Source organism: Enterovibrio qingdaonensis (assembly GCF_028683135.1).
In the GTDB taxonomy this organism is placed as follows: domain Bacteria; phylum Pseudomonadota; class Gammaproteobacteria; order Enterobacterales; family Vibrionaceae; genus Enterovibrio; species Enterovibrio qingdaonensis.
On the sequence record NZ_JAJUBB010000007.1, the window covers coordinates 130,383 to 143,917 of the forward strand.

At 47.0% G+C, this 13,535-nt stretch carries 18 protein-coding genes; 8 read left to right on the forward strand and 10 right to left on the reverse strand.

Annotated elements, in window-relative coordinates; genetic code table 11:
* The first annotated feature begins 262 nt into the window (after positions 1 to 262).
* The 3 genes from LRP49_RS11715 (at position 263) to LRP49_RS11725 (ending at position 2,589) form a co-directional block, all read left to right on the forward strand.
* The gene (locus LRP49_RS11715; protein WP_274142373.1) at positions 263 to 934 is read left to right on the forward strand and encodes a helix-turn-helix transcriptional regulator; all 672 of its coding nucleotides are present in this window, start codon (positions 263 to 265) and stop codon (positions 932 to 934) included.
* A gap of 24 nt (positions 935 to 958) precedes the next feature.
* Positions 959 to 1,351 (forward strand): RidA family protein, encoded by a 393-nt coding sequence (locus tag LRP49_RS11720; protein WP_274142374.1) that lies wholly within the window; start codon positions 959 to 961, stop codon positions 1,349 to 1,351.
* Positions 1,352 to 1,425: 74 nt separating this feature from the next.
* Positions 1,426 to 2,589, forward strand: a complete 1,164-nt coding sequence (locus LRP49_RS11725) for a diaminopropionate ammonia-lyase (RefSeq protein ID WP_274142375.1) — start codon at positions 1,426 to 1,428, stop codon at positions 2,587 to 2,589.
* 67 nt (positions 2,590 to 2,656) lie between these two features.
* Here LRP49_RS11725 and LRP49_RS11730 read toward each other — a convergent pair whose 3' ends face one another.
* From LRP49_RS11730 to flgA, 10 genes are all read right to left on the reverse strand, one after another.
* Positions 2,657 to 3,526 carry a DMT family transporter gene (locus tag LRP49_RS11730; protein WP_337992948.1) on the reverse strand — a complete coding sequence of 290 codons (870 nt, stop codon included), beginning with the start codon at positions 3,524 to 3,526 and terminating at the stop codon, positions 2,657 to 2,659.
* A 126-nt stretch (positions 3,527 to 3,652) separates the two neighbouring features.
* A complete protein-coding gene (locus LRP49_RS11735) occupies positions 3,653 to 4,378 on the reverse strand; it encodes an amino acid ABC transporter ATP-binding protein (protein WP_274142379.1) in 726 nt (241 codons plus the stop codon).
* The gene (locus LRP49_RS11740) at positions 4,371 to 5,048 is read right to left on the reverse strand and encodes an amino acid ABC transporter permease (protein WP_274142380.1); all 678 of its coding nucleotides are present in this window, start codon (positions 5,046 to 5,048) and stop codon (positions 4,371 to 4,373) included. Before LRP49_RS11740 ends, LRP49_RS11735 begins: the two co-directional genes overlap by 8 nt.
* Positions 5,049 to 5,120: 72 nt before the next feature.
* On the reverse strand, positions 5,121 to 5,846 hold the full coding sequence (locus LRP49_RS11745) for a basic amino acid ABC transporter substrate-binding protein (RefSeq protein WP_274142381.1): 726 nt from the start codon (positions 5,844 to 5,846) through the stop codon (positions 5,121 to 5,123).
* Positions 5,847 to 6,131: 285 nt separating this feature from the next.
* Positions 6,132 to 6,794 (reverse strand): lytic transglycosylase domain-containing protein, encoded by a 663-nt coding sequence (locus LRP49_RS11750; RefSeq protein WP_420791550.1) that lies wholly within the window; start codon positions 6,792 to 6,794, stop codon positions 6,132 to 6,134.
* A 47-nt stretch (positions 6,795 to 6,841) separates the two neighbouring features.
* Positions 6,842 to 7,276, reverse strand: coding sequence for a flagellar protein FlgN (locus tag LRP49_RS11755; RefSeq protein WP_274142383.1), 435 nt, complete (start codon positions 7,274 to 7,276; stop codon positions 6,842 to 6,844).
* Between the two features lie 20 nt (positions 7,277 to 7,296).
* A complete protein-coding gene (gene flgM, locus LRP49_RS11760; RefSeq protein WP_274142384.1) occupies positions 7,297 to 7,578 on the reverse strand; it encodes a flagellar biosynthesis anti-sigma factor FlgM in 282 nt (93 codons plus the stop codon).
* 195 nt (positions 7,579 to 7,773) lie between these two features.
* Positions 7,774 to 8,541 (reverse strand): helix-turn-helix transcriptional regulator, encoded by a 768-nt coding sequence (locus LRP49_RS11765; RefSeq protein WP_274142385.1) that lies wholly within the window; start codon positions 8,539 to 8,541, stop codon positions 7,774 to 7,776.
* A gap of 12 nt (positions 8,542 to 8,553) precedes the next feature.
* The gene (locus LRP49_RS11770) at positions 8,554 to 9,084 is read right to left on the reverse strand and encodes a YbhB/YbcL family Raf kinase inhibitor-like protein (RefSeq protein WP_274142492.1); all 531 of its coding nucleotides are present in this window, start codon (positions 9,082 to 9,084) and stop codon (positions 8,554 to 8,556) included.
* Between the two features lie 117 nt (positions 9,085 to 9,201).
* Positions 9,202 to 9,996, reverse strand: coding sequence for a flagellar basal body P-ring formation chaperone FlgA (gene flgA / locus LRP49_RS11775; protein WP_274142386.1), 795 nt, complete (start codon positions 9,994 to 9,996; stop codon positions 9,202 to 9,204).
* Positions 9,997 to 10,074: 78 nt separating this feature from the next.
* Between flgA and flgB the strand changes: the two genes are divergently transcribed.
* Genes flgB through flgF form a run of 5 tightly spaced genes read left to right on the forward strand, consistent with a single transcriptional unit; the run spans position 10,075 to position 13,521 of the window.
* Entirely contained in the window at positions 10,075 to 10,437 is a 363-nt protein-coding gene (flgB, locus tag LRP49_RS11780) for a flagellar basal body rod protein FlgB (protein WP_274142387.1), read from the forward strand.
* Positions 10,438 to 10,439: 2 nt separating this feature from the next.
* On the forward strand, positions 10,440 to 10,874 hold the full coding sequence (flgC, locus tag LRP49_RS11785; protein ID WP_274142388.1) for a flagellar basal body rod protein FlgC: 435 nt from the start codon (positions 10,440 to 10,442) through the stop codon (positions 10,872 to 10,874).
* The gene (flgD, locus tag LRP49_RS11790) at positions 10,874 to 11,554 is read left to right on the forward strand and encodes a flagellar hook assembly protein FlgD (RefSeq protein WP_078752311.1); all 681 of its coding nucleotides are present in this window, start codon (positions 10,874 to 10,876) and stop codon (positions 11,552 to 11,554) included. The genes flgC and flgD overlap by 1 nt, the downstream gene beginning before the upstream one ends.
* Before the next feature lie 24 nt (positions 11,555 to 11,578).
* Entirely contained in the window at positions 11,579 to 12,775 is a 1,197-nt protein-coding gene (flgE, locus tag LRP49_RS11795; RefSeq protein ID WP_274142389.1) for a flagellar hook protein FlgE, read from the forward strand.
* Between the two features lie 11 nt (positions 12,776 to 12,786).
* Positions 12,787 to 13,521, forward strand: a complete 735-nt coding sequence (flgF, locus tag LRP49_RS11800; protein WP_274142391.1) for a flagellar basal-body rod protein FlgF — start codon at positions 12,787 to 12,789, stop codon at positions 13,519 to 13,521.
* The last annotated feature ends 14 nt before the right edge of the window (positions 13,522 to 13,535 follow it).

A 13,535-nucleotide genomic window follows, 5' to 3' on the forward strand; every position in this document is an offset into this window, starting at 1 on the left:
GTTATGCTGTGCAGTTTACGAATAATTGAGTTAAATAATGTGACCATTCTCTCGTGGTTCACTTAAGTTTACTCAAAGTGCCTTTCTTTGTTTTGAATAGTGATTTTGGTCAACATATTTAAACTTTGCTTACTTTTTATGTTGATTGAAACGCAAATTTAGCGTCACATAGTTACCGAAAGTTAATTGTTTCGATTGAGAGAATGACAACTTCTCCATCTTTTGAGGTTAACTTAAGTTAACTATTGGAATCACAGGGACCATGATTAGTATTAGCGAATTAACCACAAAATTTACATCTAATGATCGCGAAAAACTGGCAGCCTATTTTCGCTTAGCCGACACCATCGCTGATTTTGTGGGGCCGCACTGCGAAGTGGTCATTCACTCTTTTGAGAGTTTGGAAAAATCTGTGGTGAAAATTGTTAATGGTCACCACACAGGGCGGGAAGTAGGGTCACCCATTACCGACTTGGGTCTGCGCATGCTAAGTGCGTTTGAAAAATCGGGAAATGTCACGCCAAAGAGTTACTTTGCTCAAAGCAAAGAAGGGGCTTTGCTCAAATCGACGACCTGTATTTTGGAAGGCGAAGAGGGTAAGCCTATCGGCATGTTTTGTATCAACATGAATTTGTCGTTTCCGTTCCCAGACATCATCAAGACCCTAATGCCAGACGTGAATAACACGGCGGTTTCTGTCAGTGAGAATTTTAGTGCTTGTGCAAACGATGTGGTCGCACAAGCACTCGACCATGCGATGTCAGAGGTAGAAAAAGATCTCTCTATCAACGCCAAAAGTAAAAACAGAGCGATAACGAAATTGCTGTTTGAAGGCGGCATTTTCGAGTTGAAAGAAGCAACAGCCATTGTTTCAGAACGGTTAGGTATCACTCGCCATGCGATTTACAAATACTTGCGCGAGTTTAAGTCATAAATAATTGAGTAAGAGATAAGCATCATGACAACTAAAACTAAAATCCATACAGATTCTGCGCCAGCTGCGATTGGTCCATATTCACAAGCAATGGGCTTCCAAGAACTGGTGTTCACATCTGGTCAACTGCCTTTGGACCCTGCGACCATGGCATTTGTGGAAGGTGGCATCAAAGAACAATCTCGCCAGTCTCTGGAAAACCTAAAAGCTATTTTGGAAGAATCTGGCGCATCAATGGACACGGTGCTGAAAACAACCTGTTTCTTGTCTGATATGGAAAACTTTGCTGCATTTAATGAAGTGTATACTGAAGTATTCGGCACAGAAATGGCACCTGCGCGTTCATGCGTGCAAGCTGCTCGTCTGCCAAAAGACGCGCTGGTAGAAGTGGAAGCGATTGCGTTTATCAAACGTTAATCACCCACGTTAGATTTATTGGCGAGCCTTAACGTTGGGCTCGCATATCCTCTCTCTTGTCAGAAGTAACCGCCATGTTGAAAGTCACTGAAAATAAATATTTTACCGGTCAAACAAGCAATATTTTCTCTGCTGAAGTTGCAAAAGAAACGCGTGCTTTCCACCAACAAATTGAAGGTTATGCGCCTACGCCGTTGGTGTCATTGCCAGAACTTGCTAAACGTCTTGGCGTAAAAAGCATTTTGGTAAAAGACGAGTCAAAACGTTTTGGCTTGAATGCATTTAAGGTGCTGGGTGGTTCTTATGCGCTGGGTCGTCAACTGGCAGAACACCTGAATGTGGACATCAGTGAAATTGACCTGAAAACTGTGTCTTCCAAGCTGGAAAAACCGCTTGTATTCGCGACCGCAACAGCGGGTAATCACGGTACAGGCGTAGCTTGGGCAGCAAGAGAGATGGGTCAAAAAGCCGTTGTTTACATGCCAAAAGGCTCACCGGAAGCCAGTGTGAAACGAATTCGAGGCCTAGGTGCAGAGTGTATCGTTACTGACGTGAACTACGACGATACTGTGCGTCTGGCAAGCCAAACTGCTGATGAAAATGGCTGGATGTTGGTTCAAGATACGGCGTGGGAAGGTTACGAGAAAATCCCAACATGGATTTCTCAAGGCTACATGACCATGGCGGACGAAGCGGTTGAGCAACTAGAAGAACAACCTACACACGTGCTGCTACAAGCGGGCGTAGGTGCGATGGCGGGTGGCGTACTAGGCTATCTGGTCGATAAACTGGGTGCGGAAAGCTTTAAAGCAATCATCGCAGAACCTGCAGCGGCAGACTGTATTTTCCGTTCGGGCCAAGAAGGCGAGATGGTGAATGTATCCGGTGACCTGAGCTCAATCATGGCAGGTCTGGCGTGTGGTGAACCAAACCCGGTGACGTGGCCTGTGCTGCGTGATTGCAGCCACACGTTCACCTCTGTCGAAGACAAAGTAGCAGCAACGGGTATGCGCATTCTGGGCAACCCACTGAAAGGTGATGAAGCCGTGACCAGCGGTGAATCCGGTGCTATTTGCATGGGCCTGTTGTACCTTCTGCTGAAAGATGACACCAACAAAGCATCCGCAGATCAAATGGGTTTGAATGAAGACTCTGTTGTACTGCTGTTCAGCACCGAAGGTGACACTAACCCAGATCGTTACCGCCGTATCGTTTGGGAAAGTGAATACGCGCTGTAAATTTCGCGCCCAAAATTAGTATCGAAAAAGGAGACCCTAGGTCTCCTTTTTTTGTTGTTTGGTCCCGCTACTGTTTTTCTGCAACGCGGGAAGTTCTGCCTTTCGGTGACGCAACGTTGATTAAATTTCCGAATAGCATCAGTGCAGCCCCTGCCAATAAAGCTACCTCGAATGGCTCGGCATAGAACAGTACGCCTACCACCGCAATGAGCGGTAAGCGAAGAAAATCCATCGTGACCACAACAGTAGCTTCCGCATTTTGCATGGCCTTGGCGATACTAAAATGAGCGGTCAGCGAGGTGAGTGCAACGGTTGCCAGCCAAAACCACTGTATCCCTTCCGGCGTTTTCCAATTAAGCATGGCGAGCGCGAACCCAATGGGAAGTTGAATCAGGCTCATGTAAAACAAAATAGTCAGCGGATGCTCTGTCGAAGAGAGGGATTTGGTACAGGTGTGCGCAATGGCGTAGCCAATTGCTGAGGCGAGTACAATCAGTGATGCCGCATCAATGGCTTTCATTCCCGGTTGGACGATAACAAGCACGCCAGCAAAACCAAAGGCGATGGAAAGCAGTTTTTTGACCGTAAGCCTTTCTTTCAGAAACAATGCGGCAATCAATGCAGTCCATAGTGGTACCGTAAATTCTAGTGCGAAGACTTCCGCCAGTGGCAAGAGACCGATACCAATAAACCAAGCCATTTGACCAAGAAAATGAACCGAATTTCGCATGCCATGAAGCTTGATTCGTTGGGTTGTGAAAAGCGATGCGTTGCGAGATGCGAGCAGGATACTGGTGATGACAATAAGACCAATAAAGCTTCTAAAGAACAGAACCTGAAAGGTATCGACCTCGTTGCTAAGCTCCTTGGCTGCGACTGCCATCAGACAAAAAGACGCAAGTGCAACGGACATCCATAAAACGGCTTTATAAACGATGGCAAACTCCTTTTGCAGATAAAGCTCTGTGGGGTAAAAGAGTCTGCAGGATTCGTTGGCAAATTACAAAATAGCGTGAAAATAAAACCGCCCGAGTTGGGCGGTTTGCGATTTGGAACGTGAATTTTAGCGTAGAACCTTACTCAAAAACGATTGTGTTCGTTGATGGGTAGGAGCACTGAAAATCTGCTCTGGCGGCCCGCTTTCGACGATTTCACCGCCATCAATAAACAAGACGCGGTCAGACACTTCACGGGCAAACCCCATTTCATGGGTAACGATGACCATGGTCATGCCTGCTTTAGCCAATGACTTCATCACATCCAGTACATCGCCGACCATTTCTGGGTCTAGCGCAGATGTTGGTTCATCAAATAGCATCAGCTCAGGTTGCATCGCCAGTGCGCGTGCAATCGCTACACGTTGCTTTTGACCACCGGATAAGCTGGAGGGATAAGCAGTTGCTTTGTCAGAAAGCCCCACTTGCGCCAACAGCTCTTGTGCTTTGGTATCCGCTTCTGCCTGCGTCATCAATTTAAGCTTTACAGGAGCCATAGTGATGTTTTGAAGCACCGTTTTATGAGGAAATAAATTAAAGTTTTGAAAAACCATTCCCACGCGCTGACGTAACTTGTTGATGTCAGCACCTGGTGCTGTGATGGCATCATCATCAATAAAGACATCGCCGCCAGTTGGCACTTCGAGCAAGTTCAGACAGCGTAAGAAGGTGCTTTTGCCGCTGCCTGAAGGGCCGATTACACTGACAACTTCACCTTGATTAACGGTCTCCGTTATTCCCTTAAGAACAGCGTGGTCCCCAAAGCTCTTTTGTAGATTGGTAACTCTAATCACTTTGCTTCAACCTATTTTCAAATTTGCCCAAGAGGAAGGTAAAGGTGTACGTCAGGATTAAGTAGATGATTGCACAGGTAAAGAGCGGAGCAACGTCTTCAAATGTACGGCTTCGAATAATTTCACCGGCACGCATCAGATCTACACCACCGATAAAGCCGATAACGGCAGTTTCTTTCAACAACACGATAAATTCATTGCCTAGCGCAGGCAGAATGTTTTTTAGTGCTTGAGGGAAGATAACATCCTGCATTGCTTGGCTATGTGATAAACCCAAAGAGCGAGCCGCTTCCATTTGGCCTTTATCTACTGCCTGAATACCTGCGCGAATAATTTCAGAGATGTAAGCCCCGCTATTTAAGCCAAAGGCGATAACTGCGGCAGTGATTTTGTCGACATCAAGAGATGCTAAAACGATGAAATAAAGGATGACGAGTTGAACGACAACAGGCGTACCGCGGATAACACTGACATAAATATTGGCAGGCCAAGTCAGGTACCATTTGCCTGACATCTTCATCAACGTGGTGCAGACACCAAGGATCGAACCCAGAATAATGGCAAAGAAGGTCACCAAAAGCGTGACTTTTAAGCCGTTGAGGATCAGTAGGATACCGATCATGCCATCAGAGCCGATGGGCGTGAATAACGAATCTATAATTGCTTGCATCAATACTGCTACTTCATTTTGTGCCGTTTTCGCGGGAGAGGGGAGTTCCCGCGAAAACGGTGAGAGTGGGGTTTACTTAATGTGTTTCGTCAGAAGCGCGTCATAGTCACCGTTGGCTTTCATTGATGCCAGTGTTGTGTTGACTTGCTTGAGTAGCTCTGCATTGCCTTTTGCCATCGCCAAACCGTAGTACTCTGGGTTGAATGGCAATTCTTGAAGTACCAACTCTTGGTTTTTCTTCAGAAGGTTAGCTGCAGGTGCTTTGTCGAAAAGCATCAGATCAACACGGCCATTTTGCAGTTCCATCATTGCTTCAAAACCCGTGTTAAACGCAACAACCTGATCACTGAACTCTTTCGCCATGATGTCGCCAGTAGTACCTAGCTGAACGGAGATTTTCTTACCTTTCAAATCATCGATAGATTGGATAGAAGTGTCGCCTTGGCGGGTAACGACGACCTGAGTTGCTTCATAGTAAGGGTCAGAAAAATCAACATTGGCGAGGCGCTCAGGTGTGATGGTCATGCCAGCTGCAATCATGTCAATGCGGCCTGCATTCAAGGCAACGATCAGCGAATCGAAAGCCATGTCTTCCACTTTTAGCGTTTTACCGCTGTCTTCTGCGACTTTTTTGACGATGTCGATATCAAAGCCCATGATTTCACTACCGCTTTCACCGCCAATGTATTCAAAAGGAGGAAATGACGCGTTAGTGCCCACAACTAAAACATTTTCTTCTTCGCCACAACCCGTCAGTGCTGCTAACGAGAGTCCAAGTACCGCAATGATTTTTTTCATAAATTGCTCTCTAAATGAATACGTTATGACCTGTTAGTGACTATAATCCAACTTGTTTTCATGTGTAAATATAAATTCACTTAAAATGCCAAAATATTCACTTATGGAGGTGTTTTATTTCCTTTTTATCATCTCGGTAAAATCTTATAACGTATTGTATATAAGCGTGTAGATGGGTTTTTCTGGGTGTTTATTTCTCCGACTTCCTTCAAGTATTTTTGACTTAATATACAGTTTAAGTGGTTTTTAACAGTGGTTGTATTTGTGAGGTGAATATTTGAACGATTAAAGCGAGATGAGGGGAGGAAGGGATGAGAAGTCAACCAAAGGCTGGGTTGTCCTTTGTGGGGTACCTATAAACAGAGAAAAAGGCTGAAAGTGTAGGTGTTTAAGCGAAGAAACATCTATCAGGTTATTAAGTGCATAATAACGGGCAATGTATGTGCGCGTTTCACTCGGAAGACGTAAAGACAAATAATTTGCATCCTTACTACGATTGATTGCACGTTGCACCCTGCCTTCACCTGCATTGTATGCAGCGAGTGTGAGCGTTTGATTGCCTTCAAACTTACGATACAAAAAAGAGAGGTATTTAAGCGCCGCCTCTGTGCTTGCGAACTCATCAAAACGTTGATCTGTGGTGTCCGAAACAATGAGGCCGAAGCGCGTAGCGGTTGCGGGAATCAATTGCCACAAACCAGCCGCATTGGCGTGTGAGATAGCCTCGGCGTTAAATGAAGACTCCAACATCGGAATGAGCACAAACTGTTGAGGTAAGGCATAGTCCTCTAACCTTTTTAGGATATGACTGACTAACGGGGAATAGGTGTCAAAACGGTTTTGGATTTGAGCCTGATATGGAAGAAGGATGTCACGTTGTGCAGCAATTATATGGTTTTCAGGTTTGGCAGATAAGACGCTGCAATACAGAATGAAAATTACTCCCATCATGCAGCGTATAAAATAATGAGAACGTTGAATGCCTTTCAAGCAGATTAAGCTCTTTCCTGATAGGTATCGCTGGTGGGCTGAAGCACACCTGCGATCATTTCGTGAAAGGTAGCTGTTGTTTGCCCATTTTCATTGTTGTACTGCTGACAACACTCAACGAGACGTTGTAACGTTTCCCATTGCTTTTTTGCTTGCGGTCCGAGAGATGGTGGAAGCGCCTTCATCAATCGAGCGACGCCTGAACGAGAACATCCCACGCCCAGTTTGTTTAAGCAGTCCTGTCTTTCTTGCGCCGACTTAGCAAGTTGGCTAATTAGGGGTTGTTGATCGGCAATATTTCGCGTTAACGCTTCTGCATCAAACGTCATATAAAGGACACGCTGATGTTTAAGCAATTCCAACAGTTGCTGATAGTGTCGAATGTCTCGACCTATTGTTTGTAGAAAGAGCTGTATAAGTTGCGAAGCGTTTGAAGCCATTGCGCGTTCCTTGTTTGGGTTTATTCTCTTCCGGTATGGAACATCATTACCGCTTGTGACAAGGCCTTCATATCCAGATTCAATTCACCACGATGTAATGCGCTGCGAATAGCTTCTACTTTTGCCATGTCCACATCGGCAAGGGTAGAAAGGTCTTTTTGCGCTTGTTCAATGGCAGCCGTATTGACGTTAACTTGCGGCTCAACGGTTGCAGGACGAGTCGGTGTTTCTAGCGGTTTATTTGACGCTTGGTTAAGCGAACTTTGGGGTACATGGCCACCGGCGACTTTATCGATTTTCATAATCATCGTCCTTATTCATCAGTTAATACGTTGCTTACTGGATGAATGCGACCATTACAACAAATGCATTAAATACCAGAAGAGATTTTTTTTGGTCGATTGCCTTTGTACACAAAGAGGGGTGTGTCGTTCGAGTAAGAAAACTCAGAATTGCCAACCCCAGTCCAAAAATCGCCGTTTTTGACGCGCATCTTGTTAGAGGGTTTTTAGGTATTGGCGTGGTGTTAAGCCAAATGTTTCTTTGAATTTGAGCGAAAAACGCGCCTCGGATTGGTAGCCACATCTCAGTGCCAGATCGATCTGACTTCGGTGCTCTTGCATGAGAGAAAGGGCGTAAGCCATTCTGACGTGAGTCAAAACGTGTCGAAAAGAGGCATCTTCTGCCGCCAGTTTTCGAGTGAGTGTTGCTCGGCTCATGGAAAAGTGTTGCGCCACGGTTTCTATCGGGTGCGCGTCACCGGGGTTAACACTTAGGTATTGTGCCAGCCGCTCTTTTAATGAACGGTTGCCGCCAGGGAACAGCAAGTGGAGCTGATTCATTTCGGCTAACTCTTCATAAAAGCCTTCCAGAAAACGGCGTTGAGCGTGTTGCGAAAGCCCATTGTTCGACATGTCAAAGAGGGTGTTGAAGCAAAAGGCCAGTTGCGGTGTTACCGCGATTCTTGGCTCTTCACTTAGTGCTTCTTTCTGAGAGCGCGCCAGCAGTTCATCGGAAGGCGGTGTGAAGAAGGTGAGCGTGCGTGAATAAAAATCCGCATGCTCGGGCACATTTACAAATGTCAGGTAGTGACTGGCTGGGATCACCAGCCAATCCTTGGGCGTATAGCCGCGTGAGGTGTCATGCCACCACAGTTGCTTACTGCCTTGGTTGACCCAAATGATGGTAGGCGCATAGATATAAACATTTCGTAGAGGTTGTTTGAATTGTCCTCGAAACTGTCCAGCCTGTACCACCTTCATCATTGGCGTTTTTCCTCATTCATTCACATAGGTTGCCGTTAGCGTTGCCTTATCTAAAGCTGAGCTGTTTAGCATATATCCAACTAAGGCATTTGATGGGCTTTCAGGTAACGCCATTTTTTCAGTTGGCAGTGCCCAAACGGTGAATTGATAGCGGTGCATGCCATCGCCTTTTGGCGGACAAACACCACCAAAACCATGAGTGCCGTAGTCATTTTTCATTTCAATGGCATGTGGGATTTTGCCTGACTCGCCTTGTTTCACACTATGTTGTGAAGCAGGGATATCGACCGCCACCCAATGCCACCATCCACTGCCTGTTGGCGCGTCAGGGTCGAAAGCGGTGATTGCGAAACTCTTGGTCCCTTTAGGTGCATTGTCCCAGCTCAATTGTGGGGAGATATTGTCCCCGTCACATCCAAACCCATGGAAGGCAAACGTATCGCTCATTCGGCTGCCTTCTTGAATGTCATTGCTGGTCACGGACATGGCATGCGCGCCAAAAGATAATGCAGCAATAAATGGAACAATGTATTTAATCTTCATCATGGTTCTCCTCGTCAGTGTGAGAACCAATATAGAAAAAAACCGCATTTAAAAATTTACAATAAAACTCAATGTGGTGCTAATTGGTATTGATTATGAGTTTTATCGTAACTTTGCTCAAAAAGTCGTTTCGACCGTGTTTTTTCCGGTGACCACGGCGCGAACGATTTTGTTCGAAGACAGGTTACGTACCTCGATTTGGTCGCCCTTCTTTCCTTCTTCTAATGCCACGCCTTTCATCGAGGCCTGGAAATCCCCTTTGGATGCGGTCAATAGCACTTCATCACCTTTAATGATGAGGGGAATGGACTCCAAGTGAGACGCGTTAAGCATGCTCCCGGCTTTCAAACGGCGTAGTGCTCTTAATCCCTGAAGATCAGAAAGGTCTGTGAAGAACGGGTAGCCTTTATTCAGGGTATGCTGCTTTAACGACAAGGCTGACGGTTTAAGTGTTTCACCACGTTGGACGCTTTCGTTCACGAAGACTATCGGCAAGGTCACTGTACTTTTGATCGAGACATTGATTCGCCAAGGGGAGACAAGATCATTGCACGATATGGCGCGCTTAAGGTTCCCAATAGGCAGTGAGTGGTGATCTCTTCCCTCTATCACCATTGACGATTCACACCTCGGTAAATGCACAACAGACGGTGGGATACGAATGTTGGCGTCAACCGAATAGGCAGGCCAGTTTTGGCTTTGCGCAATGCTTTCGAGTTCACCTTTGTATGCGTGTAATACCCAAGATTCGAGTGATTTCGCGTCGAGATTTTGGCCGTCGTCGGAAAATGCTACCTGTGGTGTTAATGCCGTTAGTAAGGTGAGTACGGCAAGGGAAAAAAGTTGCTTCCTACCAATAAAACGCACTTCCCATAGGCGGAAGTGGGGCTTCCATTCTTTTATGTATCTCATTGTATTTACTTGATTATTATTTTGGCACGCAATTTGTTTGTCTCTACCAGTATTAGAGGAAATATGAAGGAGAGACGCATGGCAATCACGTTTAATGATGCGTTAGGTGTGCACCCGGATGCGTTAAATTTTCGCGTTCAGCGTACCAAAGTCCTTGCGAGTAACCTAGCGAATGTTGACACGCCAGGCTATCTCGCCAGAGACCTTAGCTTTACCACAGTGATGAGTCAGCTATCGCCAAATGGGGTAGGGAAACCTCTCCCTCATATGCAGATTTCTGCCCAGTATTCCGTGCCGTACCAGAACAGCAAAAACGGAAACACCGTTGAGCTGGGGGTTGAACAAGCCAAGTTCACCCAGAACAACATGGATTTTCAAACCAGCCTGACCTTTTTGAACATGAAGTTCAGCGGGCTGGCAAAAGTGATTGAAGGACGTTAATCGTGGCTTTCACCGATATCTACACCATTGCAGGTTCAGCAATGACTGCGCAAACCGTACGACTCAATACGGTTGCCAGTAACCTTGCAAACGCCGATGCCGTGTCGGCAAACCCAGATGATGCTTACAAAGCTCTCAAGCCAGTATTTGCAACTGTTTATAGCAACACGCAATTAGTCGCAGGGGAAAACATGTACCCCAATGCCGAAGTTCGAATTGTCGATGTGGTTGAAGGGCAAAATCAGGCTGAAAAGCGTTTCGAACCTAACAATCCGTTAGCGAACAACGAAGGTTATGTTTACTACCCAGGTATTGATGTGGTGTCAGAAATGGCCGACATGATGTCAGCAACCCGCTCGTTTGAAACCAATGTTGAAGTCATGGCAAACGTAAAGAGCATGCAGCAAGGGCTGCTTAAATTAGGACAAGGCAGCTAATGAGTATTGCACATTACACCGCACTATCAGCGGACTCGCCAGTTAACGCGCGAAGTGAAGAGGCCGCAGTTTCTGCCAACCCAATGGACATGAACAGTTCTTCTTCACTGCAAAATGAATTCATTACCCTGATGGTGGCGCAAATTCAGAATCAGGATCCGCTAAATCCCCTTGATGGAACCGAATACGTCAGTCAACTCGCGCAGTTTTCTCAAGTGCAGAGCATGGAGAACATGTCTGGGCTGATGCAAAACAGCATGGTGCTCCTCGATAACATGCAAGTGCTGTCAACGGCGGGATTAGTCGGTGAAACCGTGTACGTGTCCAGTGACAAGTTTGAACTGGGTGAAGACATTCAAAGCGGAAAAATTGAGCTTGAGCATGCGTCTAACCAAGTCACTTTGGTCGTAAAAGATGCATACGGTCAGACCAAAGAAGTCCCGCTTGGCGCGCATGGGGCAGGTGATGTCGACTTTTCCATTGACCCCGAAGAGTTGGGGTTGAAACCGGGAGAGTACACGGTGTCAGTCAAGGTTCAAGACGGTCAGGACAGCCCGAATATTTTGCTCGCCGGAAAGGTTGAGCAGGTCAGAATTCCAAGCACCGGCGGTGCGGCATTGGTCAACATCACGGGTGTAGGCAATGTTCCTTTCTATCAAATCACGCAGTTTGGCGCATAACCAAGCACGAGTCAGAGGTAATTCATGAGTTTTAATATTGCACTGAGTGGTCTGGATGCGACCAACACAGAACTGAACACCATCAGCCATAACATTGCGAATGCGTCTACGCATGGCTTCAAAGGTGCGCGCACAGAGTTTTCAGCGGTTTACAACGGCATGCAGCCGGGTGGCGTTGAAGTTGCGTCTATTTCTCAGAACTTTGATAAGAACGGCTCGGTATCAGGTACGGGCCGCTCTATGGATCTTGCGATCAATGGTACAGGCTTCTTTGTAACAAAAGACACCGCAGGCCAAATGGTTTACACCCGAGCGGGTGTGTTCGGTACGGATAAAGACAACTTTATCGTGTCGAACATGGGCACCAAGCTTCAAGGTTACAGTGTTGATGGCAATGGCAACCTATTGACGGGTTCAGTGGGTGCCATGGAAGTATCCACATCTTCACTGGCGGCAAAAGCGACAGACAAGTTGGACTTTATCGCTAACTTTGATGCGAGCGCGGAGGCCATCGACCTGACTGCTACGCCGTTTGACCCTAACGATACAGGGACTTTCAATTCTTCATACACGTCAAAAGTCTATGACTCCCTAGGTAACTCTCACACTGTCACCCAGTACTTTACGAAAACCGCAGATAACGCGTGGGAAGTGAATGTGCAGGTTGATGGCAGCCCAACGCCCGTTGAAACCATTCCTGTCACCTTCAATGAAGACGGCACGCTAAATTCGCCGACTGGGGCTTTCAACATCTCGTTCCCTGCTGCGGGTGCCAACCCGATGAGCATTGATATTGACCTAGCTGGAAGCACGCAGTTTGGTGCAACGTTTGGTGTGAGCACCAACAGTCCAAATGGATACACATCCGGCGATTTGGCGGGTATTCGCGTTGAAGATAACGGCATGGTGTACGCGACATACACCAATGGCCAATCTCAGCTTCAAGGTCAGGTTGTGCTGGCAGATTTCGCTAACCCACAAGGTCTTGCGAGTGTGAACGGTACTGGCTGGACGCAAAGCTATAGCTCTGGCTCGCCAATCATTGGTGTTCCAGGTGCAGGTACGCTAGGCGGGTTAACGCCGGGTGCACTGGAAGGCTCTAACGTGGATTTGACGAGTGAGCTGGTGAACTTGATGACGGCACAACGTAACTATCAGGCCAACGCCAAAACCATTTCGACCAGTGATCAACTCACTCAGGCTCTGTTTAACGCTATCTAACGGAGTTTGACATGGACAGTTTGTTATTTACCGCTGCGTCAGGCGCCAGCCGCGTTTTAAAAGCACAACACGTGCGATCAAACAACTTGTCGAATGCGGATACCGCAGGCTTTCGCGCGGACATGGAACGCGTACAGAGCATGCAACTGCAAGGTTCGGGGTTTGATGGACGTACATTAGCCGTGACGAACTCTGCAATGACGCGCTTTGATGCGGGTGATGCGGTTAAAACCGGCAGACCGCTTGATGTTGCCGTCATGGGCGAGGGTTTCTTCGCGGTGCAAACCCCTGTGGGAAATGAAGCCTATACCCGTGCCGGTAACATCAAAGTCGACAATTTTGGTGCCATGAGTGTCAACGGTTTCCCTGTCGTGGGGGCGGATGGCGCGCCGATGGAATTGCCGGAATTTGAGAAAGTCGAAGTGAGCGAGCGCGGCGTGGTCACTGTGCTTCCGCCGGGCGGTGGTGCAGAAATGCAGGTCGGTACGCTTAAGCTGGTTAATCCGCAAATCAATCAACTTCAAAAAGAAAGTGATGGCTTGCTGCACAGTCTCGACGGCGCACCGTTTGATGTTGACCCGACAGTACAGGTTGCTTCAGAACACATTGAAAGCAGTAACGTTTCTGCCATTGATGAGCTGGTGGGCGTGATGTCACTGACCCGCAACTTCGAAATGCAAATTCGCATGATGAAAACCGCAGAAACCCTTGCTCAAGCAGGCAATAAATTGATGGCAGCGCGTTAGTCGCTGCCAACAAA

Coding starts and splice junctions, on each gene's coding strand:
- LRP49_RS11715 (WP_274142373.1), top strand. CDS start 263: ATGATTAGTATTAGCGAATTAACCACAAAATTTACATCTAATGATCGC.
- LRP49_RS11720 (WP_274142374.1), top strand. CDS start 959: ATGACAACTAAAACTAAAATCCATACAGATTCTGCGCCAGCTGCGATT.
- LRP49_RS11725 (WP_274142375.1), top strand. CDS start 1,426: ATGTTGAAAGTCACTGAAAATAAATATTTTACCGGTCAAACAAGCAAT.
- LRP49_RS11740 (WP_274142380.1), bottom strand. CDS start 5,048: ATGCAAGCAATTATAGATTCGTTATTCACGCCCATCGGCTCTGATGGC.
- LRP49_RS11745 (WP_274142381.1), bottom strand. CDS start 5,846: ATGAAAAAAATCATTGCGGTACTTGGACTCTCGTTAGCAGCACTGACG.
- LRP49_RS11750 (WP_420791550.1), bottom strand. CDS start 6,794: ATGGGAGTAATTTTCATTCTGTATTGCAGCGTCTTATCTGCCAAACCT.
- LRP49_RS11755 (WP_274142383.1), bottom strand. CDS start 7,276: ATGGCTTCAAACGCTTCGCAACTTATACAGCTCTTTCTACAAACAATA.
- flgM (WP_274142384.1), bottom strand. CDS start 7,578: ATGAAAATCGATAAAGTCGCCGGTGGCCATGTACCCCAAAGTTCGCTT.
- LRP49_RS11765 (WP_274142385.1), bottom strand. CDS start 8,541: ATGATGAAGGTGGTACAGGCTGGACAGTTTCGAGGACAATTCAAACAA.
- LRP49_RS11770 (WP_274142492.1), bottom strand. CDS start 9,084: ATGAAGATTAAATACATTGTTCCATTTATTGCTGCATTATCTTTTGGC.
- flgA (WP_274142386.1), bottom strand. CDS start 9,996: ATGAGATACATAAAAGAATGGAAGCCCCACTTCCGCCTATGGGAAGTG.
- flgB (WP_274142387.1), top strand. CDS start 10,075: ATGGCAATCACGTTTAATGATGCGTTAGGTGTGCACCCGGATGCGTTA.
- flgD (WP_078752311.1), top strand. CDS start 10,874: ATGAGTATTGCACATTACACCGCACTATCAGCGGACTCGCCAGTTAAC.
- flgE (WP_274142389.1), top strand. CDS start 11,579: ATGAGTTTTAATATTGCACTGAGTGGTCTGGATGCGACCAACACAGAA.
- flgF (WP_274142391.1), top strand. CDS start 12,787: ATGGACAGTTTGTTATTTACCGCTGCGTCAGGCGCCAGCCGCGTTTTA.